At 68.3% G+C, this 25,752-nt stretch carries 22 protein-coding genes and 1 tRNA gene; 14 read left to right on the forward strand and 9 right to left on the reverse strand.

Going from position 1 to position 25,752, the window contains the following annotated elements; all coding sequences use genetic code 11:
- Nucleotides 1-34: 34 nt before the first annotated feature.
- Both KXS11_RS17520 and KXS11_RS17525 read right to left on the reverse strand, forming a co-directional pair.
- Entirely contained in the window at nt 35-2,587 is a 2,553-nt protein-coding gene (locus KXS11_RS17520; protein ID WP_437386965.1) for a transglycosylase domain-containing protein, read from the reverse strand.
- A 132-nt stretch (nt 2,588-2,719) separates the two neighbouring features.
- Nucleotides 2,720-5,071: a transglycosylase domain-containing protein gene (locus tag KXS11_RS17525; protein ID WP_437386966.1), complete on the reverse strand. Its 2,352-nt coding sequence runs from the start codon at nt 5,069-5,071 to the stop codon at nt 2,720-2,722.
- 119 nt (nt 5,072-5,190) lie between these two features.
- Here KXS11_RS17525 and KXS11_RS17530 point away from each other — a divergent pair, with 119 nt between their 5' ends.
- Both KXS11_RS17530 and KXS11_RS17535 read left to right on the forward strand, forming a co-directional pair.
- A complete protein-coding gene (locus KXS11_RS17530; RefSeq protein WP_347868113.1) occupies nt 5,191-5,349 on the forward strand; it encodes a hypothetical protein in 159 nt (52 codons plus the stop codon).
- Between the two features lie 28 nt (nt 5,350-5,377).
- On the forward strand, nt 5,378-5,848 hold the full coding sequence (locus KXS11_RS17535; protein WP_437386967.1) for a RidA family protein: 471 nt from the start codon (nt 5,378-5,380) through the stop codon (nt 5,846-5,848).
- Between the two features lie 53 nt (nt 5,849-5,901).
- Here the strand turns inward: KXS11_RS17535 and KXS11_RS17540 are convergent, their stop codons facing one another.
- The 5 genes from KXS11_RS17540 to KXS11_RS17560 form a co-directional block, all read right to left on the reverse strand.
- Nucleotides 5,902-6,729, reverse strand: a complete 828-nt coding sequence (locus KXS11_RS17540; protein ID WP_437386969.1) for a DUF559 domain-containing protein — start codon at nt 6,727-6,729, stop codon at nt 5,902-5,904.
- Between the two features lie 156 nt (nt 6,730-6,885).
- Nucleotides 6,886-8,877, reverse strand: coding sequence for an acetate--CoA ligase (gene acs, locus KXS11_RS17545; RefSeq protein WP_437386970.1), 1,992 nt, complete (start codon nt 8,875-8,877; stop codon nt 6,886-6,888).
- 427 nt (nt 8,878-9,304) lie between these two features.
- Nucleotides 9,305-10,243: a ribokinase gene (locus KXS11_RS17550; RefSeq protein WP_437386971.1), complete on the reverse strand. Its 939-nt coding sequence runs from the start codon at nt 10,241-10,243 to the stop codon at nt 9,305-9,307.
- Nucleotides 10,244-10,245: 2 nt separating this feature from the next.
- Nucleotides 10,246-11,649: an MFS transporter gene (locus tag KXS11_RS17555; protein ID WP_437387020.1), complete on the reverse strand. Its 1,404-nt coding sequence runs from the start codon at nt 11,647-11,649 to the stop codon at nt 10,246-10,248.
- A gap of 62 nt (nt 11,650-11,711) precedes the next feature.
- On the reverse strand, nt 11,712-12,659 hold the full coding sequence (locus KXS11_RS17560) for a nucleoside hydrolase (RefSeq protein ID WP_437386972.1): 948 nt from the start codon (nt 12,657-12,659) through the stop codon (nt 11,712-11,714).
- Nucleotides 12,660-12,809: 150 nt separating this feature from the next.
- Between KXS11_RS17560 and KXS11_RS17565 the strand changes: the two genes are divergently transcribed.
- The 6 genes from KXS11_RS17565 to KXS11_RS17590 all read left to right on the forward strand — a co-directional run bounded on the left by KXS11_RS17565 (nt 12,810) and on the right by KXS11_RS17590 (nt 17,140).
- Complete coding sequence (locus tag KXS11_RS17565; RefSeq protein ID WP_437386974.1) at nt 12,810-13,916, forward strand: LacI family DNA-binding transcriptional regulator; 1,107 nt, start codon at nt 12,810-12,812, stop codon at nt 13,914-13,916.
- A gap of 98 nt (nt 13,917-14,014) precedes the next feature.
- Nucleotides 14,015-15,046 (forward strand): TadA family conjugal transfer-associated ATPase, encoded by a 1,032-nt coding sequence (locus KXS11_RS17570; protein ID WP_437386975.1) that lies wholly within the window; start codon nt 14,015-14,017, stop codon nt 15,044-15,046.
- The gene (locus tag KXS11_RS17575) at nt 15,043-16,074 is read left to right on the forward strand and encodes a type II secretion system F family protein (RefSeq protein ID WP_437386976.1); all 1,032 of its coding nucleotides are present in this window, start codon (nt 15,043-15,045) and stop codon (nt 16,072-16,074) included. Before KXS11_RS17570 ends, KXS11_RS17575 begins: the two co-directional genes overlap by 4 nt.
- A 173-nt stretch (nt 16,075-16,247) precedes the next feature.
- Nucleotides 16,248-16,439 (forward strand): DUF4244 domain-containing protein, encoded by a 192-nt coding sequence (locus KXS11_RS17580; RefSeq protein ID WP_437387021.1) that lies wholly within the window; start codon nt 16,248-16,250, stop codon nt 16,437-16,439.
- Nucleotides 16,440-16,457: 18 nt separating this feature from the next.
- Nucleotides 16,458-16,796 carry a TadE family type IV pilus minor pilin gene (locus KXS11_RS17585; RefSeq protein ID WP_437386977.1) on the forward strand — a complete coding sequence of 113 codons (339 nt, stop codon included), beginning with the start codon at nt 16,458-16,460 and terminating at the stop codon, nt 16,794-16,796.
- Complete coding sequence (locus KXS11_RS17590; RefSeq protein ID WP_437386978.1) at nt 16,793-17,140, forward strand: Rv3654c family TadE-like protein; 348 nt, start codon at nt 16,793-16,795, stop codon at nt 17,138-17,140. The genes KXS11_RS17585 and KXS11_RS17590 overlap by 4 nt, the downstream gene beginning before the upstream one ends.
- Before the next feature lie 63 nt (nt 17,141-17,203).
- Here the strand turns inward: KXS11_RS17590 and KXS11_RS17595 are convergent, their stop codons facing one another.
- On the reverse strand, nt 17,204-17,449 hold the full coding sequence (locus KXS11_RS17595; protein WP_437386979.1) for a hypothetical protein: 246 nt from the start codon (nt 17,447-17,449) through the stop codon (nt 17,204-17,206).
- A gap of 162 nt (nt 17,450-17,611) precedes the next feature.
- On the opposite strand from KXS11_RS17595, the gene topA reads away from it, so the two are divergent.
- From topA to KXS11_RS17625, 6 genes are all read left to right on the forward strand, one after another.
- Complete coding sequence (gene topA, locus KXS11_RS17600) at nt 17,612-20,446, forward strand: type I DNA topoisomerase (protein WP_437386980.1); 2,835 nt, start codon at nt 17,612-17,614, stop codon at nt 20,444-20,446.
- Entirely contained in the window at nt 20,443-21,078 is a 636-nt protein-coding gene (gene tmk, locus KXS11_RS17605; RefSeq protein WP_437386981.1) for a dTMP kinase, read from the forward strand. The genes topA and tmk overlap by 4 nt, the downstream gene beginning before the upstream one ends.
- Before the next feature lie 76 nt (nt 21,079-21,154).
- Nucleotides 21,155-22,288: a DNA polymerase III subunit delta' gene (locus KXS11_RS17610; RefSeq protein ID WP_437386982.1), complete on the forward strand. Its 1,134-nt coding sequence runs from the start codon at nt 21,155-21,157 to the stop codon at nt 22,286-22,288.
- 108 nt (nt 22,289-22,396) lie between these two features.
- Entirely contained in the window at nt 22,397-23,917 is a 1,521-nt protein-coding gene (locus KXS11_RS17615; protein ID WP_437386983.1) for an alpha/beta hydrolase, read from the forward strand.
- Between the two features lie 16 nt (nt 23,918-23,933).
- Nucleotides 23,934-24,569 carry a TetR/AcrR family transcriptional regulator gene (locus tag KXS11_RS17620; protein WP_437386984.1) on the forward strand — a complete coding sequence of 212 codons (636 nt, stop codon included), beginning with the start codon at nt 23,934-23,936 and terminating at the stop codon, nt 24,567-24,569.
- Between the two features lie 35 nt (nt 24,570-24,604).
- A tRNA-Thr gene (locus KXS11_RS17625) sits at nt 24,605-24,680 on the forward strand.
- A gap of 76 nt (nt 24,681-24,756) precedes the next feature.
- Here KXS11_RS17625 and KXS11_RS17630 read toward each other — a convergent pair.
- Entirely contained in the window at nt 24,757-25,731 is a 975-nt protein-coding gene (locus tag KXS11_RS17630; protein WP_437386985.1) for a hypothetical protein, read from the reverse strand.
- Nucleotides 25,732-25,752 lie beyond the last annotated feature (21 nt).

Here is a 25,752-nt window from a genome sequence, read left to right on the forward strand (position 1 = left end):
CGCAGAACAGGCCCTCGGATCGTGCTTCAGGACATCAACAGCTGGTCTTCGAGACCGTCACCGTGACCTTGCCGTCCTTCCGCGCCGGCGTGCCGGCCGGGGGATCGACGCCGGTCACCTTCGGCGTTGTCGCCGCAGGATCCACGGCACACTTCTGGCCCACGTTGGCGAACCCGGCGCCTTGGATGGCCGACTTCGCATCCTCGTAACTCGCAGCGCCGCTGACATCCGGGACGACGGCGAGGAGGCCGTTGCTCGTGTAGACGGTGACGATCGAGCCCTTCGGCACGGTGCCGGAGGGGTTGGTGCTCGCGGCCTGGCCGGCGGGGAGCGCGGAGTCACCGGCGCCGCCGTTCTCGAAGCCGAACCCGGCATCCTCGAGCAGCTGCTGAGCCTCCTCGATGGACTTCCCGGCGATGTCGGGGACCTGGATGGACTGGCCGTTGATGAGTGACGGGTCGGGTTCACCGAACTCGCCACCACCGAACTTCGCGTTCGCCGTTGCCATGACCCGAGGCCAGATCTTGTGGCGGATCGTCGCGACCTGGCCGGCATCGAAGTAGGTGCGGCGGAGGTTCACGTGGCCCGTCGCGTTGAAGACGCCGACGACGGTGGCCGCCGTGGTGCTTGCGCCGCTCATCCACGTCGCCTCGTTGTTGTCCGTCGTACCGGTCTTGCCGATGAGCGGGACGCCGTCGCCGATGCGCGAGGAGCTGGTGGTACCGCCGTTGAAGGTGGCCTGCAGGGCCACGTTCGCCGTCGCGGCGACGTTGGCCTCGAGCCCCTGTCGGCAGTTCGCGGAGGGGACCGGGATCTCGCTGCCGTCAGGCTTCACGACCTTGTCGATCGCGATCGGGTCGCAGGTGATGCCGCCGGCCGCGAAGGTCGCGAAGGCGGTGGCCATGCTCAGCGGTGCGACCTCGTTCGTGCCGAGGACGGTGGCGGGGGACTGGAGGAGTGGGCCGCCGTCCGCACGGTGGACGCCCATCGACTCGGCCGTCTTGCGGATGCCGCAGAGGTCGAGCTGCTTCGCCATCGCGATGAAGCCGGTGTTGATCGACTGCTTCGTGGACTGCAGTGCGGTGTACTGGCCACCGTTCCCGCCCTCGTCGTTGCCGGGGTTCCAATCGGAGCCGGCGTAGACCGTGCCACCGTCGGCGCAGGAGTCCTTGAACGTGCCCCACGGCGAACGCTTGCGGCCGTCGACGCCCTCGTTGAGGCCGTGGCCCTCCTTGAGCCATTCGGCCAGCGTGAAGGTCTTGTACGTGGACCCCGGTTGGAAGCCGGTTGACCCGCCGTAGTCCACGTCGGTGTTGTAGTTGACGGCGGAGTAGTTCGCGCCGAGCGCCAGGGTCTCCTCGTCGCTGGCGTAGTCCTTGTTCTGCGCCATCGCGAGGATGCGTCCCGTGCCCGGCTGCACCGTCACGGCCACCGCACCGATGTCGAGCTGGTCGCTGACCTTCGGGATGAGGTCGTTGAGCGCCGTCTGCGCCGCATACTGCACGTCGAGGTCGAGGGTCGTGTAGACGTCGTAGCCGCCGCGGTTGAACGCCGACCACCGCTCGTCCTCGGTCGCGCCGAAGATCTCGTTGTTCTGGAACACCCGCGTGACGTAGTCGCAGAAGTAGCCTGCGCCGGGACTGATGTTGGCCGCCGTGATGCACCCGGTGCTCGACGGGGTGATCGTCGGCGTGATGACGGTCACGATCGCCGCGTCGTACTGCTCCTGCGTGATCTTGCCCTCGGAGAGCATCTTGCCGAGGATGTAGTCGCGGCGTTCCTTCGTCTTGGCGTAGCCGTCGGCCGCACCGTTCACCTCGTTGTCGGGCTGATCGAAACGGAGGTTCGACGGGTTGTTCACCACGGCGAGGAGCGTCGCCGCCTGCTCGAGCGTGAGGTTCGCGGCAGTGGTGTTGAAGTAGTAGTTCGCGGCGGCTTCGATGCCGTAGACCCGGCCGCCGAAACCGGCGATGTTCAGGTAGCCGCGCAGGATGTCCTGCTTGCCGTAGCGCTTCTCCAGGCCGATGGCGAAGCGCATCTCCTTGAGCTTGCGCTCCGGAGTGGTCTTCGTCGCCTCTTCGTACGCCGCCTTCATCTTGGCTTCGTCGGTGATCGCCTCCGCCTTCTGCACGAGGACGTTCTTCACGTACTGCTGCGTGATGGACGAACCACCCTGCAGGTCGCGGCCGGACACGCTGACCGCGACGGCGCGGATCGTACCCGTGAGGTCGACGCCGCCGTGCTCGTAGAACCGCGGATCCTCAGCCGAGATCGCCGCGTCCTTGACGAACTGGTTGATCTGGTCCCAGCCGACCTCGATGCGGTTCTGCTGGTAGAAGGAGGCGAGCAGCTGCGGGTTTCCCGCGCTGTCGGTCGCGTAGATGTTCGACTTCTGGGCGAGCTCGTCGAGCGCCAGGTAGTCGGGCAGACCATCGAACACGTTGATGGTGCTGTTCGTCGCGATACCGGTCACGGCGAGAGCCGGCGTGACGGTAGCGGTGACCAGCACACCGGCGGCGACGCTCAGACCGAGGAATCCGAGGAGACCGCCGAGCACACCGGTGGCCGTGCGATGTTGTTGAGGCATGGATCGATGCTAAGCGACAATCCTGAAAAAGGCCCGCTCAGAGGCGCGTTGAGGGTCGATCGTTGCCGATCAGCGGGCCGGTGTCGCCCGGTTTTCCGCTGATCGGCGACGATCGAGACGCTCAGGGAATCGTTATCCCGTACCGCCACCACTGTTGCCGTTGCCGGAGTTTCCGCCGTTGCCGGTGCCGTCACCGGCGCCGTCGCCCGGGTTGCCGTCTCCGGTGCCACCGTTGCCCGTACCGTCGTCGGGAGCCTGCGTCGGAGTCTCGCTCGGCACCTGCGACGGTTCGGGGGTGGGTGTCGGCGTCGGAGTCGACTCCTCCTCGCTCCCGCCGGTGCCGTCGCCCTGGAGGGTGGCGCGGTCGGCTGCGGGGAAGTCACCGCCAGGGTACTTCGCGAGCGCGGCGGACATGATCTGCGGCCAGATGTAGTGCCGCATGGACGCGACCTGCGTCCCGCCGATGTACGTGTTGCGGAGGTTCACGTGGCCGGAGACGTTGAACGTGCCGACGACGGTTGCGACGGTGGTGCTCGCGCCGCTCATCCACGTCGCCTCGGCGTCGTCGGTGGTGCCGGTCTTGCCGATGAGCTCGCCGACACCGTCGGTGCGGCTGCCGGAAGCCGAAGCCGTGCCGCTCGAAACGACACCCTGCAGCACGTCGTCCGCCGCAGCGGCGACCTTCGCATCGACCGACTGTCTGCAGTTCGCCGACGGTACTGCTGAGGCCGAGCCGTCGGGCTTCGTGATGGTGTCGATCGCGATCGGGTCGCAGGTCAGGCCGCCCGCGGCGAGGGTCGCGAACGCGGTCGCCATGCTCAACGGTGCCACCTCGTTGGTACCGAGCACCGAGGCCGGGCCGTTGTCGAGCGGAGCGCCGTCGGCTCGGTGGACACCCATCGACTCAGCGGTCTTCATGATGTCGCAGAGGTCGAGCTGCTGGGCCATCGAGATGAACGCGGTGTTGATGGACTGCTGGGTCGCACGCCGCACCGAGTAGTAGCCGGACTCGCCCTCGTCGTTCTGCGGGTTCCATCCGGCGTCGGCCGTCACGGTTCCGCCGTCCACGCAACTGTCGGTGAACGTGCCCCAGTTCGATCTGCGGTTCGCGTCGATCGACTCGTTGACGCCCTTCCCGGATTTCAACCAGTCGGTGAGCGTGAAGATCTTGTACGTCGATCCGGGCTGGAAACCCGCGGACCCGCCGTACGCCTGATCGGTGTTGTAGTTGATCGCACTGTAGTTGCCGCCCGTCGCGATGACGTCCGGGTCCTGCGAGTAGTCCTTGTTCTGCGCCATCGCGAGGATGCGGCCCGTGCCGGGTTCGACGCTCACCGCGACGGCACCGAGGTCGAGCTCAGTCGTCGTCTTCGGGACGTACTCGTCGATCGCCGCCTGGGACGCACCCTGCAGGTCGAGGTCGAGTGTGGTGTAGACGCTGTAGCCGCCACGCTTGAAGTTCGTCCAGCGCTCCTCCTGCGTGGAGCCGAAGATCTCGTTGTTCTGGAGCACGTTCGTGACGTAGTCGCAGAAGTAGGCGGCCGAGGCGGCCGCGGTGCAGCCCGTCACCGGCGCGACGATCGTCGGCGTGATCGGGATCGCCACGGCCGCGTCGTACTGCTCCTTGGTGATCTTCTCCTCGGACAGCATCTGTTTGAGGACGTAGTCGCGCCGCGTCTGCGTCAGCGCGTACCCGTTCGCGGCACCGTTGTCGGTACTGTCGGGTCGGTCGATGCGGAGGTTCTCGGGGTTGTTCACGATCGCGAGGAGCGTCGCCGCCTGCTCGAGCGTGAGGTTCGCGGCCGTCGTGTTGAAGTAGTAGTTCGACGCCGCCTCGATGCCGTACACCCGACCACCGAAGCCGGCGATGTTGAGGTACCCGCGGAGGATGTCCTCCTTGCTGTACGTCTTCTCGAGGCCGATCGCGAGTCGCATCTCCTTGAGCTTGCGCTCAGGAGTCGTCGCAGTGGCCTCCTCGTAGGCCGCCTTGCTCTCGGTGGCGTCCGGGATCGCCTCGGCCTTCTGCACGAGCACGTTCTTCACGTACTGCTGGGTGATCGACGAGCCGCCCTGCGTGGAGCCGCCGGTGGCGTTGTTGACGACCGCGCGGACCGTGCCCGCGAGGTCGATGCCGCCGTGCTCGAAGAAGCGCGGATCCTCGGCCGACACGGCAGCGTCCTTCGCGAACTGCGAGATCTGCTCCCAGCTGTCCTCGATGCGGTTCTGATCGTAGAACGAGGCGAGGAGCACCGGGTTGCCGGCGGAGTCCTTGGCGTAGATGCTCGACTTCTGCGCGAGCGAGTCGAGTTGCAGGTAGTCGGGGAGGCCGTCGAAGACGGAGATGCTCGTGGAGGTGGCGAGCCCGGTCACGGCGATGGCAGGGGTCACCGCTGCGGTGGCGAGGACACCGGCGGCGACGCTCAGGCCGACGAAGCCGAGGACGCCCTGGGCGACCGTCTTCGCGGAGGTTCGTTGTTCAGGCATAGGATCGACGGTAAGCGGGGAAACTGTGAGCGAGCTTCACTCGACGTTCGCTCTGAACAGCCCTGCATCACCTTCTGCTCGTCCACCCCACCGTGCGGCGCGCCCGATCGAGGAGAGCCATGACCCGCTGGGAGTACCTCACCACCCCGCTGATGATCCACAACACGGCGGCCATCCTGAACAACTGGGGCGGGGAAGGCTGGGAGCTCGTCCAGGTCGTCACCGGACCTGAGGGTGGGCTCGTCGCCTACCTGAAGCGCCCCATCGCCGATTCCTGATCCAGCCCACCGTTCCCGGAAGGAACCCATGTCTCAGATCGCTGACCGCCTCGCCGAACTCGGCATCACGCTGCCGAGCGTCGTGCCGCCCGTCGCCGCCTACGTTCCGGCCGTCGTCTCCGGTGACCATGTCTTCACGTCCGGCCAGCTGCCGATGGTAGCCGGCAAGCTGCCCGCCACCGGCAAGGTCGGAGACGGGGAGGGCCTCGTGTCCGCGGAGGACGCCAAGGCGTACGCCCGCACGTGCGCGCTCAACGCGCTGGCCGCGGTCGAGAACGTCATCGGTTCGCTCGACCGCGTGACGCGCGTCGTGAAGGTCGTCGGCTTCGTCGCCTCCGACCCGGCGTTCACCAGCCAGCCCGGCGTCATCAACGGTGCGTCCGAGGTCCTCGGCGAGATCTTCGGCGACCTCGGCGTGCACGCGCGCTCCGCCGTCGGCGTCGCCGTCCTCCCGCTCGACTCGCCCGTCGAGGTGGAGCTCATCGTCGAATTCGCGTAGCCCTCGACACGAGAGCCGGATGGAATCAGGGATTCTATCCGGCTCTCGTGCGTTCAACGATGTTTTCCATGGGCGATGGCTGCGATGATCGCTCGTTCGGTGTGATCCCAGTCGTACATGACCTGCTGATAGCTGAACCGGAGCACGGTGTAGCCGAGCAGCAGCAATCGGCGATCCTGGCGCAGGTCGCGACTGCGCTGCTCCACCTGCTGGTGTGGAGCGTGTCCGTCGAACTGCAGGACGAGCCTTCGGCCGATCATGCCGTCGACCCGGTGACCGTCAATCACCACCTGCTGGCGCATGTCGATGCCGAGCCTCCGGAGCCGGATGCGTGGGATGGTCTCGATGCCTGAATCGGCGAGGCCGGTGCACTCGTTCACGACGGCGCGAAAGCGCGTCGAGCGGGTCTCCAGGCGCAGCAGGTGTTCGCGATCGACGAGGCCACCACGAAGAGCCGACTCCAGCACGACGAGGGCCGACTCGAACGGTTGACAGGCGGCGAGGTGGATGAGGGCCGTCTCGACGGGTTCGATCAAGCGGCGTCCGACCGTGCCGCTCGGCGTGTTCATCCAGTGGCGTTTGACGCGAGGCGGGCACGGTTCCGATGAACTCGCCCTCACGCTGAGGTGGATCAATCCATCGCCGAGCGTCCAGAGACCGAGCCGCGCAGCCGCACTGAGACACGTCAGGCGACCGCCGTGCGTGGCCGCGACCGTGAGATCCGCCGGCGCGGACGATGTCGCGAGCCACCGGCGCCGGATGAGTCGGATCGCTCCATCGCGGAGGGTCGAGTCGATCTGCGAACGCGTCGCGCCGAGTTCGATCGCTTCCCGTCGTTCGGCGATGCCGTCGCGTCTCTCCAGCCAGCTGATGAGGTCCATGGCTGCAGCTTGCCGCAGGGCAGCGCGCCTCCGAGGCGGCAGCACGATGGATGTGGAGAAGTGCCGGCGCGCCGCGAGGTGGGGAGCAGAGGCCGGACGCACGAGAGCCGGATGGGATCAGGGATTCCATCCGGCTCTCGTGCGTTCAACGCGAAACTACGCGTTCTTGACCATCTTGTCGGTGATGATCTGCATGACGGTCGTGTCGGCGAGGGTCGTCGTGTCGCCGACCTCACGGCCTTCTGCGACGTCTCGCAGGAGTCGGCGCATGATCTTGCCGGAGCGGGTCTTCGGGAGCTCGTTGACGATGTACACCTCGCGCGGTCGGGCGATCGGGCCGATCTGCTCGCCCACCCAGCTGCGGAGCGCGCCAGTGATGTCGGCGAGGCCGGAGGCCTGTTCGAGGTGCGACTCCTTGATGATGACGAACGCGACGACCGCTTGACCGGTCGTCTCGTCCGCAGCGCCGACCACGGCGGACTCGGCGACCATCTCGTTCGCGACGAGCGCCGACTCGATCTCGGCGGTCGAGAGCCGGTGCCCGGACACGTTCATGACGTCGTCGACGCGGCCGAGCAGCCAGACGTCGCGATCGCCGTCGAGGCGGGCGCCGTCACCCGCGAAGTAGAAGGGCCCGCCTGGGACGTCCCAGAACTTCTCCCAGTAGGTCTCCTTGAACCGCTCGGGGTCGCCCCAGATCCCTCGGAGCATCGAGGGCCAGGGCTCGGTCACGACGAGGAGTCCACCGCCGCCGGCGCCGACCGGGTCGCCTGCGTCGTCGACGACGTCGATCGAGATGCCCGGGATCGGCACCTGCGCGCTGCCGGGCTTCGTCGAGGTGACGCCGGGGAGAGCGGAGATCATGATCGCACCGGTCTCCGTCTGCCACCACGTGTCGACGATCGGTGCGAGCTTGCCGCCGATGATCTTCCGATACCACATCCAGGCCTCGGGGTTGATGGGTTCACCCACCGAGCCGAGCAGGCGCAGCGACGACAGGTCGAACTGCTTCGGGATCTTGCGCCCGAGCTTCATGAACGAACGGATCGCCGTCGGTGCCGTGTAGAAGATGCTGACGCCGTACTTCTCGATGATCTCCCACCAGCGGCCCGGGTGCGGCGCGTCCGGCGTGCCCTCGTAGAGCACCTGCGTCGCACCGTTGGCGAGGGGACCGTACGTCACGTAGCTGTGGCCGGTGATCCACCCGATGTCGGCGGTGCACCAGTAGATGTCGGTCTCGGGACGGAGGTCGAAGACGTTCTTGTGGGTGAACGCCGTCTGCGTGAGATAGCCGCCCGAGGTGTGCAGGATCCCCTTCGGCTTCCCGGTCGTGCCCGAGGTGTAGAGGATGAAGAGGGGGTGCTCGGCCGGGAACGCCTGCGCCTCGTGCTCAGGGGCGGCATCGGCGATCGCCTCATGCCACCAGAGGTCGCGACCCTCGGTCCAGTCGACGTCGTTCTCGCCGCGACGGACGACGAGCACGTGGTCGACGGTCGCCTGGACGGGGAGGTCGCCCCGACTCGCGAGCGCGGCATCGACGGCAGGCTTCAGTGCGGACACCTTGCCCTTGCGGTAGCCGCCGTCGGCAGTGATGACGAGCTTCGCCTCAGCGTCGTCGATCCGGGAGCGCAGGCTGTCGGCGCTGAAGCCTCCGAAGACGACCGAGTGCACGGCACCGATCCGCGCGACGGCGAGCATCGAGACGATCGCCTCGGGGATCATCGGCAGGTAGATCGCGACGCGGTCGCCCGCCTCGACGCCGAGGCTCGTGAAGAGGTTCGCGGCACGCTTGACCTCGGCCGTGAGCTCGGCATACGTGACGGAGCGGGAGTCGCCCGGCTCACCCTCCCAGTGCAGGGCGACGCGATCGCCGTTGCCGGCTTCGACGTGGCGGTCGAGGCAGTTGTAGGCGACATTGAGCGAGCCGTCCTCGAACCAGGTGGCGAACGGCGGGTTCGACCAGTCGAGGGTCTTCGTGAAGGGGGTGTCCCAGTGCAGGAGCTCGCGGGACTGCTCAGCCCAGAACGCGACGCGGTCTGATGCCGCCCGCTCGTACAGCTCGGCGTTCGCGACGGCGCCCGCTGCGAACTCCTCGGAGGGTGGGAATCGTCGGTCCTCGTGCAGCAGGCTGTCGATCTGAGTGCTCATCGTGTGTCTCTCGCTCCTTTGCGAATCCGCGGTCCGGCCCGGTCCACCCCGAGGTGGCCGCGTCCGTGCCATGCACGAGCGTAGCGCGTTCTGCGTTGCAGGTTTGTCACTCGTCCATACAAACCAGGGGTGAAGCTGGGAGCGCACTGGGGGATGGTAGGGAAACCACTCGATCTGGGGTCACCACGTGTCTTGCAATCCAGGTCGACTGGCGTAGACTTGCATTCGGCCGAATACACATTCGTGCGTGCGGTGCCAGCGATTCCCCCCAATCCGGCACCGTAGAGGCGGCACCCATTCCCCCCAATGGGTGCCGCCTTCTTCTGTCTGCAGGCTGGACGGCCACACGGCCGGGAGGCTGCGACGCAGAGCGCCCGCGACCTGTCTCCAGGCCGTCGCGGGCGCTCTGCTGCGCTCCTGCTGCCGGCTACGCGTCGGCCACCGGGTGCTGCTCGAGAAACGCTGTGAGCTGGGCCTCGTCGGGGTACGAGGCCTGCGCGCCCTCGCCGGTCGCGGCGTAGCTGCCGACCGTCGACGCGTAGCGTGCCGCTTCGACGAGCGCGTCGCCGGCCGCGAGTCGCAGCGCGAGCGACCCCATGAACGCATCGCCGCACCCCGTGGTGTCCACGGCGTCCACCTTCGGCGACGGCACGGCGACCACTGCCGCATCGCCGTCCACGACGATGCTGCCGGCCGCGCCCGTGGTGATGACGGCCCTCGTGATGCCGCGCTCGCGCAGGGCCTCCGCGGTGGCAGGCCAGCCCGCGGTCTGCGGATCGACTCCCGCGAGGTCTGTGGCCTCGTGCTCGTTGACGAGGAGGACACCGGTCGATGCGAGCAGCTCCGTCGGCACCGCGCCGTAGGGCGAGAGGTTCAGGAGGACGAGCGCCCCGGCCGAAGCGCCTCGCCGTGCCGCCTCGAGGACCGTGGGCAACGGCACCTCGAGACACAGGCAGAGCACGCCCGCGCCGTCGAGCGCCTGCCAGGCGTCGCCGATGCGCTCGGTGCTGAGCGTTCCGTTGGCGCCGGGGGAGACGATGATCGTGTTCTCCCCGGCGTCGTCCACGGTGATCACGGCGGTGCCGGTCGCGACGTCCGTGCGCTTCGCGACGCGGCTCACGTCGACACCGGCCTCGGAGAGCGAACCGAGCAGGAGGGTTCCGTTCGCGTCGTCGCCGACCGCGCCGATCATCGTGACGTCGCCACCCAATCGGCCGGCAGCGACCGACTGGTTCGCGCCCTTGCCGCCCGGGATGACCACGAGTTCCGAGCCGGTGAGCGTCTCACCCGGCTGCGGGAATCGGGGTGTCCTGACGACGAGGTCTGCGTTCAACGAACCGACGACGACGATGCGTGAGCTCTGCATTGCTACCTCTCTGCGCGGGCGGGGGTCGCGTCGACGGTGTCGGCGGATCCGACCTCGGCGTTCACCGGCTTCGGGATGAGGAACGAGACCAGCAGGGCGACCGCGGTGATGCCTGCGCCCACCAGCATCGCACTCGTGTAGCCGCTGGTGGTAGTGCCGCCCGCCGGGGCGACGGCGATCTGGACCGCGGGGAGGACCACGAAGCTCAGGCCGGCGCCGAGGTTGAACGCGCCGGCGTTGAGGCCCGGGAGGAACCCGGGGTTGTCCTTCGGCGACAGCACGATGCCGAGGCCGTTCAACATGATGTTGCCGATGCCCGCGTAGGTCGCGCCGATGAGGACCGTCGTCGCGATGAGGACGGGCAGCGAGTGCACGCCGACGAGCGCCATGATGACGATCGAGACGATGGAACCGATGAGTCCGATCCGCAGCACGTTCAGGTAGCCGAGGGTGGGTGCCAGGCGGCCGGCGAACGGTCCGACGAGCCAACCGACGAGCGCGTACGGCGTGAGGAAGGCGAGCGACGCGAGGTCGGCTTCCATGCTGAACCCTGCGTCGGCGTTCTGCGCGATCGAGGTGACGAGACCGTTGGCGACCGCGAAGACGCCGGTCATCGTGAGCAGTGTGGTGAGCAGGAGCGCCCAGGTGCTGCGCTGGCGCAGGTACTTCGTCGCGACCAGCGGCTCGGCGACGCGGTTCTCGATCGTCCAGAAGACGCCGAAGGCGACCAGGGCGAGGACGATGAACCCGCCGACGAGCAGCCAGTTCGCCGCTGCCAACTTGCCGGCTTCGTTGAACGCCGTGAGCAGCGCCGCGATCGAGACGACCAACGGGAGCACGCCCCACCAGTCCATCCGGGTCCCCTTGGACGGCTGCGAGTTCGCCGCCCACAGGATGACGAAGACGATCGCGACGGCCGCAACCACGGCCATCGTCCAGAACACGGAACGGAAGCCGTGGTTCGTGACGAGCCAGCCGCCGGCGAGCGCGTCGATCCCGGCGATTCCGCCGTTGACCGCCGTGATGAGGCCCATCATCGCGCCGTAGCGCTTCGGGTCGGTGACCTCGGCGCGGAGCATCAGGAGCGTGATCGGCACCACGGGCCCGGAGACGCCCTGGATGATGCGGCCGACGAACAGCATCTCGACGTTCACGGCGAGCGCTGCGACGACGGTTCCGACCAGCATGATGACGAGCATCGCGGTGAGGACGCGCTTACGGCCGATGATGTCGCTGAGTCGGGGGAGGAACACGGAGAACAATGCCGCGGTGGTGAAGAACATCGTCTGCGACAGGCCGATGGTGGCGTCGTCGGTGTTCAGTTCACGGGCCATGCTGACGAGCGCGGGGCTCAGCATGCTCGCGTTCAGTTGGAAGGCGACGCAGGCTGCGAGCAGCGCGGTCATGAGGGCGCCGACGCGCACGGCGGGCTTCGTGGAGCTCAGACGGTTCTGAGTCGACTCGGTGCTCACAGCTCGACCTCCCCGATGGTCTCGAGGGCGTCGGTGACGAGGGCCCAGAAGCGGTCGGCGTCGAGCTCCGTCGCCGCCCACGTCGAGCAGTCGTCCGGAGCCGGACTCCGGAAGTCGGCGACGGTCATGCCGAGGGTGAGGGTGCCGGTGAGCTCGATGTCGATCGGGACCTTGACGGTCTTCACGATCGTGGGGTCGATCACGTAGGCGACGGCGCACGGATCGTGGACCGGTGGGCTGTCGAAGCCCTGTGCGTCCTTGTACGTGGTGCCGAAGAACTCGAGGAGCTCGCCGACGAAGCGCGACGGGCCGGTGCCGATGGCGGCGATCCGTTCGGCCACCGCGGGGGTCGCGAGAGCCTGGTGGGTGAGGTCGAGGCCGACCATCACGACGGGCCACGCCTCGTTGAAGACGATGTGGGCGGCCTCCGGGTCGATCTTGATGTTGAACTCCGCCACTGCAGACCAGTTGCCGACGTGGTAGCCGCCGCCCATGAGGACGACCTCCCGCACCCGTTCGACGATGCGTGGTTCCTTGCGGGCGGCGAGGGCGATGTTCGTGAGGCCGCCGGTGGGGACGAGCGTGATCTCGCCCGGCTCGTGCGACATGACGAGGTCGATGATGAGGTCGACGGCGTGACGTCCGTCGAGCTCGATCGCGGGCTCTGGCAGGACGGGGCCGTCCATGCCGGACTCCCCGTGGATGTCCGGCGCGTTCTCGAGCGGGCGGACGAGGGGGCGGTCTGCGCCGGCGGCGAAGGGCACGTCGGTGATCCCGGCGATGCGCGCGACGGCGAGGGCGTTCCTCGTGACCTTCGGCAGGGTCTGGTTGCCGACGACGGTCGTCACGGCGAGCAGTTCGACTTCGGGGTTGCCGTGGGCGAGCAGGATGGCGATCGCGTCGTCGTGTCCTGGGTCGCAGTCGAGGATGATCTTGCGGGGCATGGTTCTCCACATCGTTGGGGTTGCGGGGGTTCTCGCCCAAAGTGCGTAAAGCGCTTCAGGTTCGCTGCTGGCAGCATACGTGAAGCGCTTTAGGTTCGCCAATCGACCATGCTCCACAGGTGGTTCCGGTGCTGCCGATACGATCGACAGGTGCCAGCAGCGACGAACGAACCCAGCCCGCGCAGCCCTCGCCGCGTGACGGCCGCCATGGTGGCCGAACGCGCGGGGACCTCGGTCGCCGCTGTCTCGCTCGTCGCCAACGGCAAGGAGGCCGGGCACGTGTCGGCGCAGAACGCCGAACGCGTGCGTCAGGCGATCGCCGATCTCGGCTACGTCGTCGACCATGCCGCCAGTGCGCTCGCGAGCGGTTCGAGCAACCTCGTCGTGTTCGTCACACCCGACGCTTCGAACCCCTACTTCGGTGCCGTCATCCGTGGCTTGCGGGCGGGCCTCGGCGACGCGTATCAACTCCTCGTGTCGGTCACCGGCGAGGGCGACGTCCCGACGGTGTCCGCGCTCAGCCGGCTGGCGGCGCTGCGACCGGCCGGTGTCGTCGTCGACGCGCCGAGTGAGGCGTTCCTCGACGAGCTGCGACTCGATGCCGCCCTCGTCCTGCTCGACGCCCCGCGGCTGCCGGACGTCGCTGCTGAGGCCGTCGAGCCGTCTTCGGCCACCGCAGCAGCGCCGTCCGCGTCGTCGGCTCGGTACCGGGCTGCATCGGTGGACTTCGACCTGCTCGGTGGGGTCCGGCAGCTCCTCGACCATCTCCACGTGCTCGGCCATCGCCAGATCGGCTACCTCGGCGGGCGGACGGCGACGGACACCTTCCTCCTCCGACGCCTCCTGCTGGAGCGCGAGGCCGCCGTCCGTGGCATGCGCGTGCACGTCGACGACCGTGCGGAGAGCATCATCGACGTCGATGCGGCGTCGGCCGCGTTCGTCGACAGCTGGCCGCGGTGGCGGGACGTCGGCGTCACCGCCATCGTGTGCGCGACCGACACCCACGCATACGGCGTGCTGCAGTCGGCGCGACTGATGGGTATGCCGGTGCCAGGGGAACTCGCGGTCGCGGGGTTCGACGACCTCGCGTCGTCGGTCATCAGCGACCCGCCGCTGACGAGTGTGCGACTGCCGGGCGAGGCCCTCGGGCGCGCGGGAGCCGCTCAGCTGCTCGCCCGGATCGAGGGGCGCGAGATCGAGGCAGCGCCGGTGATCGGTGCGGACCTCATCGTCCGCGCCTCCACGATCGGTCGCTAGGCGCGACCGTCCTCCACAGGATGCTCGACCGCTTCGTCTGTCGTCGATGACCGGCGCCGGCGGATTCGGGTGCCGCACCGCGCCCTACGCTCGCCAGCATGTCCGATCGATTCGTCGCCGCCCGTCCGCCGTGCCCACCGGAGGAGGAGGACGACGTCGACCCGGCGGAAGCCGGAGGCGGGGACCAGCCCTCCCGAGGCCCCGCTGCGCTCGCCGACTTCGGTGCGCTCGCCCCGTACCTCGCCGACCCGGGCGTGACCGACCTCTTCGTCAACGGTGAGTCCGGGTTGTGGCTCGACCATGGTGCCGGGCTCGTGCGCGAGGCCGGGTGGTGCTCGGATGAGGCGACGATCCGTGCGCTGGCGACCCGTCTCGTCGCCCGGGGCGGCAGGCACGTCGATGAAGCGACACCCTGCGTCGACGTCCGGTTGCAGGACGGTGTCCGAGTGCATGCGGTGCTCCCACCGGTGTCCTCGCGCGGCACCCTCCTGTCGATCCGCGTGCCACGTGACGAGGCGCTCGGATTCGACGCCCTGGAGCGCGTCGGCATGTTCCCTGCTGCTGTGGCGGAACTCCTGCGCGAAGCTGTCGCGGCACGAACGAACATCCTGATCACCGGCGCGGGAGGCTCGGGGAAGACGACGTTGCTCGGTGCGCTGCTCGGGCTCGCCTCGACGGCCGAGCGCCTCGTCGTCATCGAGGACGTCGCCGAGCTGCGCATCCTCCACCCGCACGTCGTCGCGCTGCAGTCGAGGCAGGCGAACCTCGAGGGAGCGGGCGGGATCGACCTCGAGCGTCTGCTCAGAGAGGCGTTGCGAATGCGGCCCGACCGACTCGTCCTGGGGGAATGCCGTGGACCGGAGGTGCGCGAGCTCCTGTCAGCGCTCAACACCGGCCACGACGGCGGCGCCGGCACCCTCCACGCGAATTCGTTGACCGACGTGCCCGCTCGACTGGAAGCGCTCGGTGCGCTTGCCGGAATGAGCCAGGAGGCCGTGGCCCGACAGGCGACGAGTGCCATCGGACTGATCGTGCACCTCGCTCGTACGCCCGCCGGTCGGCGCGTAGACGCGGTCGGACGACTCGTCCTCGATGCGCACGGGCGGCTCTCGGTGGCGGAGCTGCAGTGACGCCGCTCGCGGTGCTGGCGAGGGTCCGCTCATCGCTCCCCGGGGCGCAGCCGCCCGACGACGACGGTGCGGCACGGGTCGCACTCCTCACGAGACGACTCGCCGTCCTCCTGGGCGCGGGCGTCGCACCGGCGAGCGCCTGGTCGCACCTCGCCGAGGAGGCAACGGGCACAGGGGATGACGCGGCATCGGAGGAAGACCCGGGTGGAACAGACGATCGCCACGAGGATGCCCGGAGTCTGCACGCCGTGGCCGTTGCTGCAGCGGAGGGCGGCGACGTCGCTGCGGCCATCGAGATGGTCGTCGATCGGGAGGCAGGCGACGGCGTCCGGACGGCCTGGGCTGCGCTCGCCGCCGCCTGGCAGGTCGCCGCGGCGTCAGGAGCGCCACTCGGTGTGTGCCTCAGAGACCTGGCCGGCTCGTTGCGGGAGCTCGACCGCATCGGCCGCGATGTCGGCACGGCGATGGCGGGACCGGCCGCCACAGCCCGCCTCGTGCTCTGGTTGCCCCTCGTCGCCATCGTCCTCGGAATGATGCTCGGTTTCGACACGGTGGGAACCCTGCTCACCACGGTGCCCGGTCTGTGCTGCTCGGCACTCGGAATCGGGTTCCTCGTCGCCGGCGGTCGGTGGAGTGCCGCGCTCACCGCGCGCGCGGCACGGCGCGACCCGGCGCCAGGGCTGTCGCTCGACCTCGTCGCGGTCGCGATGGCCGGCGGCGGTTCCGCGTCGGCCGCGCAGGCACTCGTCCAGGACGCCTGCCGACGCTTCGCCGTCCCGCACGACGACCGGGTGGTCGCCCGGGTGATCGCCCTGTCGGCTCGTGCGGGAATCCCAGCGGGGGAACTCCTGCGGAGCGAGGCGGAACAACTGCGTGATCAGGCGCGGTCCGATGGTGAGCGCGCGGCGGCTGTGCTCGCGACGAGACTGATGATCCCGCTGGGTGTCTGCGTGCTCCCGGCGTTCCTGCTCGTCGGGGTCGCACCGCTCCTGCTCAGTGTGCTCAGCTCGACGGCCCTGGGGTTCTGAGCGTGTGCGCCGCCGGAGCGTCCTCCACAGAGCAATCCCGCGTGTCTGTTTTCGCGGATCGGCCGGAGTCGACGCCAGCAGCGCGGCGGGGCGGTCACCATGGAAGGGTTCGTGCCACGAGCAGTGCACTTCGGTGCCGAGGAAGGAACACCATGAGCATCAGCATCCGGGGGATGGGGCGGGAAGCGGGCAGCGCGTTGCAGCGTCTGCTGCACGACGAGCGAGGCTCGGCGACGGCCGAGTACGCGGTCGCGACGATGGCGGCCGTGGGCTTCGCCGGGCTCCTCGTGGCGATCCTCCGAGGCGACGAGGTGCGGGGCATCCTCACCGACCTGATCCGCCGTGCCCTCACCGCGAACGGCTGAACCGTGCGGATCCGACGGATGGCCGCCGCCTCGGAGGACGGTGCGGTGACCGCGGAGTTCGCGGTCGTGGTCCCCGCCGTCGTCCTCGTGCTCGCGATGGGGCTGTCAGCCCTGCAACTCGGCGTGCTGCAGCTGCGGGCGGCCGATGCCGCCGCCGACGGAGCACGCAGTCTCGGGCGGGGCGACGATCACGGGACCGCAGCGGCCCGGGTCGAACGGGCGCTTCCCGGCGCGAGCATGACGAGCGGGGCGGAGGGCGACCTCGTCTGTGTCCGGGTCAGCGCGGATGCCGCCTCCGGAGCGGCCGCATGGATCCCTGTGCAAGCCGAGGCCTGCGCCATGGATGCCGGACGATGACGACCCGTTCGCTGCATCACGAGGGCGGGTCCGGTTCGATCCTCGCGATCGGCGTCCTCGGGGCCCTCGTCGCACTGCTGCTGGCGGCGATCCCGGTCTGTTCGCTGTTCGCCGCACACCAGCAGGCGGCCAACGCCGCAGACGCCGCAGCGCTCGCCGCAGCAGACACGGTGTCGGGCCGACTCCCAGGCTTCCCCTGCGAGACTGCCTGGAGGGTCGCCGCACGCAATCGGGCCGTCCTCGACACCTGTGTCGTCGACGGGCCGACGGTGCGCGTCGATGCCTCGGTCGACACCCACTGGGGCTCGATCACTGTCGCTGCGAGGGCCGGACCACCGCCGTGAAGCAGCGGCGCTGGTCAGCGTGCCCGGAGCCGCCCTATATAAAGAGGTAGTGGCGACGGATCGTCAGCTGCTCTCCGAGGAGGTGAACACCGCCTCCAAGAAGCGGTAGTCGACCGCGCTCGGCGCGCCAGAGTCGTCGTACTCCTGCCCGGTGGTCCGCGCATAGCGGTAGACCTTGCCGGACGTGCCACTCGGTACGTCGACGGTCGGCGTCGGCGAACCGGCATCGGAGAGCTGGGCGGAGATGGTCTTGCCCTCCAGCGGACCGTCGGTCAACTTCACGGTGTAACTGCTCGTCTGGGTACTCATGGCACACATTCTGCTCCGAACACCGCAGAACGCAAGGGGATGGACACCCGTCCCGACTCACACCCGATTGGACAAGCCTGCTGTGCACGTGTGTATGGTGTGGCTGATGGAAGGAGCCTCGTGGCAGGCAAGAAACTCGTGATCGTAGAGTCACCGACAAAGATGAAGTCCATCGCCGGATACCTCGGCGATGACTATGAGGTGCTGTCCTCGGTCGGTCACATCCGCGACCTCATCGAGCCGAAGAACCTTCCGCCCGAGCTCAAGAAGGGCTCTCTCGGCAAGTTCTCGGTCGACGTCGACAACGGCTTCGAACCGTACTACGTCGTCTCCGACGCGAAGAAGAAGACCGTCGCTGACCTCAAGCGGGCCCTCAAGAACGCCGACGAACTCCTCCTGGCGACTGATGAGGACCGCGAAGGCGAGGCCATCGCCTGGCACCTGCTCCAGGTGCTGCAGCCGAAGGTCCCCGTGAGCCGCATGGTGTTCCACGAGATCACCAAGGACGCGATCCTCGCCGCCAAGGACAAGACCCGTCCGCTCGACACCGACCTCGTCGACGCACAGGAGACCCGCCGCATCCTCGACCGCCTCTACGGCTACGAGATCTCGCCGGTGCTCTGGCGCAAGGTGGGCCCAGGTCTCAGCGCCGGCCGCGTGCAGTCCGCTGCGACCCGTCTCGTCGTCGACCGCGAACGCGAGCGCCTGGCCTTCCGCGCCGCCTCGTACTGGGACGTCATCGCCCGCTTCCTGCCCGGCGCCGACGCCACCGGGGCGCCGTTCAGCGCGCGCCTCGTCCGCCTCGACGGCGAACGCATCGCCACCGGCCGCGACTTCGACGACCTCGGCAAGCTCAAGGGCAGCGCCGTCACCCTCGACGAACAGCGAGCCACGGCGCTCGCCGCAGCGCTCGAGCAGTCGAAGGCCACCGTGCTCTCGGTCGAGTCGAAGCCCTACTCGCGGCGGCCGGCCGCACCGTTCACGACCTCGACGCTGCAACAGGAGGCCGGCCGCAAGCTGCGCTTCTCCGCGCGCCAGACGATGAGCGTCGCCCAGTCGTTGTACGAGAACGGCTACATCACCTACATGCGTACCGACTCGCCGTCGCTCAGCCAACAGGCGATCAACGCGGCACGCAAGCAGGCGGCAGACCTCTACGGCGCAGAGACCGTCCCCGACAAGCCGCGTCTGTACTCGGGCAAGAGCAAGAACGCGCAGGAGGCGCACGAGGCGATCCGTCCCTCCGGTGACACCTTCCGCACGCCGTCCTCGCTCGCATCGACGCTCCGTGGCAACGACTTCAAGCTCTACGACCTGATCTGGAAGCGCACCGTCGCCAGCCAGATGGGTGATGCGAAGGGTTCCACCGCGACGATCACGCTGGAGGCCGCGACCGAGGTCGGGCGTGCGGAGTTCACCGCCTCCGGAACGGTCATCACCTTCCGAGGCTTCCTCGCCGCCTACGAGGAAGGTCAGGACGAAGACCGGAACGCGAGCGACGATCAGTCCGACGCGAAGCTCCCGCCGCTGACGGAAGGTCAGCAGCTCGGCATCGAGGACCCGGAGGCCAAGGGCCACGAGACGTCCCCGCCGCCGCGCTACACGGAGGCCAGCCTCGTGAAGCGACTCGAGGAGCTCGGCATCGGCCGCCCCTCGACCTTCGCGTCGATCATCTCCACCATCATCGACCGCGGCTACGTCACGCAACGTGGCCAGGCGCTCATCCCGAGCTGGGTCGCGTTCAGCGTGGTCCGGCTGCTGGAGGAGTACTTCGAAGAACTCGTCGAGTACGACTTCACCGCTGAGATGGAGAACGACCTCGACCGCATCGCCGGTGGCTCGGTCGACCGGGTCGACTGGCTGAAGGGCTTCTACTTCGGCGACGAAGCGGGCCGCGGCCTCCGCCAGGTCATCGACAACCTCGGTGACATCGACGCCCGTCGGATCAACTCGATCGTCATCGACGACGGCGTGACCCTGCGCATCGGCAAGTACGGCCCGTATCTCGAGGTCACCCCCGACGGCCCGCCGCCGGCCGAGGGTGAGGAAGCGCCGACCCCTCGTCGCGTCAACCTGCCGGAAGACCTCGCTCCCGACGAACTCACGCCCGAGAAGGCCCACGAGCTCATCGACGCACCCGTCGTCGGCGACCGCGTCATCGGACTGAACCCCGACACCGGCAAGCAGATCGTCGCGAAGGACGGCCGCTTCGGTCCGTACATCACCGAGGTCGACCCCGAGCCCGAAGCCGAGATCGTCGTCGACTCGGCGACCGGTGAGGTGACCGACGCCAAGGCGCCGGCGAAGAAGGCCCCTGCGAAGAAGAAGGCCGCGGCTGAGAAGCCACGCACCGCGTCGATCTTCAAGTCGATGGACCTCGCGACCATCGACCTCGACACCGCACTCAAACTGCTCGACCTGCCGCGCGTCGTCGGCGCCGACCCCGAGTCCGGCGACGAGATCCTCGCTCAGAACGGCCGATACGGTCCGTACCTGAAGAAGGGCACCGACACCCGGTCGCTCACCTCCGAGGACGAGATCTTCTCGATCGACCTGCCCGGTGCCATCGAGCTGTTCGCACAGCCGAAGTACGGTGCTCGGAAAGCGTCGAGCGCGCTCAAGGAGTTCGAAGCGGACCCGGAGAGCGGCAAGCCGATCAAGATCAAGGACGGCCGGTTCGGCGCCTACGTGACCGACGGCATCACCAACGCGACCATCCCGCGTGGTGAGCAGGTCGAGGACGTCGACTTCGAGCGCGCTGTCCAGATCCTCGCCGACAAGCGTGCGAAGGGCCCGGCGAAGCCGAAGGCGAAGAAGGCTCCAGCCAAGAAGGCGCCCGCGAAGAAGGCTCCCGCCAAGAAGGCCGCGACCACCAAGACCGCGACGGCGAAGGCTTCGTCGACGACGTCGGCTGCACGCTCCGCCGCCGCGAAGAAGGCTGCCGCGACGAGGGCCGCCAACAAGGCTGCTGCAGAGCAGGCGGCATCCGCCACGTGAGCGAGGACGTGAGTCCACGAGGACTCTTCATCACGCTCGAGGGCGGCGACGGCGTCGGGAAATCGACCCAGGCGAGCCTGCTGAGCGAGTGGTTCGAGCAACAGGGTCGCACCGTGGTGCGCACGCGCGAGCCCGGCGGGAGCGAGCTCGGCGTCGAGATCCGCGAGATCGTGCTGCACCACCGCGGCGACATCAGCCCTCGCGCCGAGGCGCTGCTGTACGCGGCAGACCGCGCACACCACATCGCGACCGTGGTGCGGCCGGCACTCGCCCGCGGCGAGATCGTGCTCCAGGACCGGTACCTCGACTCCTCCGTCGCCTACCAGGGCAGCGGCCGGGTGCTCGACGCCGAGGAGATCCGCGGCATCTCGATGTGGGCGGCCGAAGGGCTGCTGCCGGACGTGACCGTGCTGCTCGACCTCGACGTCGCGACGGCCCGCGGCCGCCTCGACAACGCCAACAAGCGTTTCGACCGACTCGAGGCCGAGGCGCAGGACTTCCACACGAGGGTACGGGAGTCGTTCCTGGCGCTCGCCGCTGCGGAGCCCGAGCGGTTCCTCGTGGTGGACGCCGGGCTGCAGCCCGAGGCGCTCGCCGCCGAGATCCGCGGGCGCATCGCGCCGCTGCTCTAGGTCGACCTGTTCCCCCTGCGCTCAGTGAGCGGACGGCGGCACGCCTCGCGTCGGTGCCGCCGGGTATCGTAGACACATGGCTTCCTGGACCGACTTGACGGGTCAACGCGACGCGATCGAGCTCCTGCAAGCCGCGTCGGACCCGGTCGCGCCCAGAGGACTCACGCACGCCTGGCTCATCACCGGTCCGCCCGGTTCCGGCCGGTCCACGCTCGCCTACGCGTTCGCTGCCGCACTCCTCAGCCGTGAACCGGGTGGCGACGACGTCACCCGGCGCCAGGTGCAGGCGCGCACCCACCCCGACCTCTCAGCGCTCAGCACCGATCGCGTCATCATCACCATCGACGAGGTCCGCGATCTCGTCCGGAATGCCTACCGGGCACCATCCGTCGGGCGATTCCGCGTCATGGTGGTGGAGGACGCCGACCGCATGACGGAGCGCACCTCCAACCTGCTGCTCAAGTCGTTGGAGGAGCCGCCGAGCAGCACCGTCTGGGTGTTGTGCGCTCCGAGCGAGGCCGACCTCCTCCCGACCATCCGCTCGCGCGTCCGCTCGATCCGCCTCGGTGTGCCGACCGTCGACGACGTCGCCGAACTGTTGGAGCGTCGCGACGGCGTGCCGCACGACATCGCCGAGCGTGCCGCCCGCGAGGCCCAGAGCCATGTCGGGATGGCGCATCGGCTCGCCACCGACCCCGGCGCTCGGCAGCGGCGCGAGTCCACGCTTCGAGCGGTCCTCGACATCCGGAGCGCCGGGCAAGCCGTCGTCACCGCCGGCCGACTGCTCGAGCTCGCCGGTGACGATGCGAAGGCGTACACCTCCTCACGTGACGAGGAGGAGCGGGAGAGCACCTTGCGCTCGCTGGGTGTGGAGCCGGGACAGTCGGTGCCGCCGGCCCTCCGCTCGCAGCTGCGGGCCATGGAGGAGGACCAGAAGCGTCGGGCCACCAGGAGCCTCCGCGACGGCCTCGACCGCATCATGGTCGACCTGTTGTCGCTCTACCGCGACGTCGTGTTGCTGCAGCTCGGCCACGACAGCACCATCATCAACCGTGAATTGCGTCCGGAACTGGAGGAAGCCGCTCGCCGGACGACGCCGACGGTTACGATCGAAACCTTGGAGGCGATCTCGGTCGCCCGTGAACGAATCGAAGGGAACGTCGCTCCCGCGCTGGCTCTGGAAGCCATGCTCGTGTCGGCGGTCCGGTAGGGAGCCTCTGTGACTTCGCCCAGGCAGCAGCCGTCGGCCTCGACCGGAGCGGCGGGTGCTCGCAGTCCGCGAGGGCACGTTCCGCGCCGAGCCAGGAGGGTCGCGCTGGTGGCCGGGCTCGCGGTCGCCGCGCTCGCCCTGAACGGCTGTGTCACGGCGTTCCTGCCGCCGAAGGCCCAGCCGTCGTCTTCGTCCTCGCCGGTCGAGAGCGATGTCGACGCAGCGCTCAAGCCCTACTACGAGCAGGAGCTCGACTGGAAGACCAGCGGTTGCGCCGACGGCTTCGAGTGCGCCACCGCGAAGGCGCCCATCGACTGGGACAACCCGGAGGGCGGCGACCTGTCGCTCGCGCTCGTCCGCCACCAGGCGACGAACGGCAAGCCGATCGGTTCGCTGTTCATGAACCCCGGCGGGCCGGGCGGTTCCGGGTACAGCCTCGTCGCCGACAGCCTCGACTTCGCCGTCGATGAGGAACTGCAGCAGAACTTCGACGTCGTCGGCTTCGACCCTCGCGGCGTGGGGCGCTCGACTCCCGTCGCGTGCTTGAGCGACTCCGAGATGGACGCCTACCTCTACGACATCACTCCGGGGGAGCGCGGCTCCGACGAGTGGATCGCGGCGAACGAGAAGGCGGCGAAGGACTTCGGTGATGCCTGCTCGGAGGAGACCGGCAAACTGCTCGAGTTCGTCGACACGCAGAGTGCAGCGAAGGACCTCGACATGCTGCGTGCCGCGGTGGGCGACAAGCAGCTCTCCTACCTCGGCTACTCGTACGGCACCTTCCTCGGCGCCACCTACGCGGAGCTGTTCCCGAAGAACGTCGGGCGTCTCGTGCTCGACGGAGCGATCGACCCCTCGACCACCAACTTCGAGGTCGTCAAGGAGCAGGCGAAGGGGTTCGAGAGTGCTCTGCGCGCCTACCTCGAGGACTGCATGACGGGCAAGGACTGCCCCTTCAGCGGCTCCGTCGACGACGCGATGACGGAGATCAAGACCCTGCTCGACGAGGTCGACGCCAACCCGATCCCCGCCGACGACGGCCGTGAGCTCGGCGGGAACACGCTGCTCACCGCGATCATCTACCCGCTGTACCAGGCGGACGCCTGGCCGTACCTCAGCCAGATGTTCGACGAGGTCATGCAGGGCGGGACCGACATCGCGTTCCAGTTCGCCGACGGCTACAACGGTCGCAGCGAGTCCGGGAAGTACTCCGACAACCAGACGGAGGCGTTCAACGCGATCAACTGCCTCGACTACAGCTACGACGACGACAAGACGAAGATGGCCGACGAGGCGAAGCAGCTGCAGGAGGCGGCGCCCGTGATCGGCGAGTACATGGCCTACGGCGACACGTTCTGTGCGAACTGGCCGTACAAGACCCGCACGGAGCGCACGGAGATCCACGCGAAGGGCGCAGCGCCGATCCTCGTCGTCGGTACCACGAACGACCCCGCGACCCCGTACGTGTGGGCGCAGAACCTCGCTGAGCAGCTCGACCAGGGCCAGCTCGTGACGTACAAGGGCGAGGGTCACACCGGCTACAACAAGGGCAGTTCCTGCGTGAACGCCGCCGTCGACGACTATCTCATCGACGGCACGGTGCCCACGTCCGATCCGATGTGCAGCTGACAGCCAGAGCATGACGATGACTGCGCCTGTGGAGCCGGGGCTTCGCGAACGGAAGCGGATCGCGACGCGCCGTGCGATCCAGCACGCCGTGCTGACGCTCGCGGCCGAGCGCGGTCTGGAGAACGTGACGGTCGAGGAGGTGAGTCGCCGGGCGGAGGTGTCGCCGCGCACCTTCTTCAACTACTTCGGTACCAAGGAGGAGGCGCTCATCGGCGACATCCCGCTGATTCCGGACGGTGACGCCCTCGAGGCGTTCCTGACCGCCGGGCCCGCGTCCGATGTCCTCGCAGGTCTCGGGGAGCTGCTCGCACGGACGGTCGGCGACGCCGATGAGGACATCGAGATCCACCACCTCCGGAAGGACGTGCTGCGCGAGCACCCGCACCTGCTCGGTGCTCGGATCGCCAGCATGCGCGGCTTCGAGGAGGGCCTGTACAAGGTGGTCGAGCGACGCGTGCTGAACGACGATCCCGAGCTCGAACGTGATGCTGAGGCGCTCTTCGACCGGTGCTGGATGATCACGATGGTGGGCTTCGCCGGCCTTCGCCACGCCTGGCGCTGCTGGGCCGATTCGCCGAACCCAGGCTCGCTCGCCGAGCGGATCAGGCGTTCGTTCTCGGAGTTGTACACGACGGTGCAAAAGCTGCGCTAACATGGATACTCGTGCGCCGGGCAACCTGCGCACACGCCGCCCTAGCTCAGTCGGCAGAGCATCTCACTCGTAATGAGAAGGTCAAGGGTTCGATTCCCTTGGGCGGCTCCACTTGCTACACCCGGCCGTTGCCCTGGAAACCCCAGGTCAGCGGCTGTTTTTCATCACCTGCGGCTGGCGTAATGCGTCATCGGTCGAATTGCGCCGCAATTGCAGCAACGGCTGTAGCAACGGACCCCACGGACGACCGCTTCCCGACGACGCGCACTGCGGACTGCGCTCGGGCAGACGGGTGCGGGCGAGCCTGCAGCGAGTGTTTCACCTCGTCCCCGGCGAACGACACGAGGCGCACCGCCCACAGTGGGGCGAATGCGGCAGCGAACACGATCCCGGCAGACACGATCATCACCCCGACATTCGTCGACCGGGCTGTGAGGCGGATGGTGAGCACGAGGATCGCGGCGGCAAGAGGTTCGGCGATAATCAGCCCGATGGTGAGGTTCGCCCACCGTGTCGCCCACACCGCGAACTTCGGTTGACCGACCATCATCAAACCGACCGGTCCCGTCGCGGCCAACGCAACGAGCCCGAATGAGCGGATCGCCATTGACACGTACAAGAACAGCGCCGCGATCGCCATGATGCCGAGAATCAGCAGGACGATCACGTACTGGCCGATGATCGTCGACGGGACCGCGTTCGTCGCTGGCCGCAACGCCTCGACGATGCCTCCGTCCTCGTTCGCAATCGTCTCGCCTGCGACAGTCGTGTAGCCAAACATCCGCAGCAGCGCGGTCCCCAGGCTCTGATCCTGCACCGTCGCGACGAGAGCGTCAGTGGTCTCACCGCCCAGGACCACGAACTGCTGCATCACGTACACGCCAGCGACACTCGCCGGCACCGCCACCACCAGGCCTGCGGCGATCTGCCCAATCCGGCGCCCGTCGCGCAACACGACGGCAGGAGCGATCTGGAACAAGGCGACAATCGCCGTGACAAGCCCCATCGTCGCGATCCAGAACCAGAACTGCCCATCTGCCACCTCCCAACTCGACTCCGCGGGGCGGCTGCCGATGAACGCGTTTGCGAGCATGTCGGTCATGAAGTCCCCGAGTCCGACGATCCCACCACCGATCACCCGGGTCGCAGCCTCCTGCGCCATACACGGAATGTCGGCTGGCCC

Source organism: Plantibacter flavus (genome assembly GCF_051487245.1).
Lineage (GTDB): Bacteria > Actinomycetota > Actinomycetes > Actinomycetales > Microbacteriaceae > Plantibacter > Plantibacter flavus_B.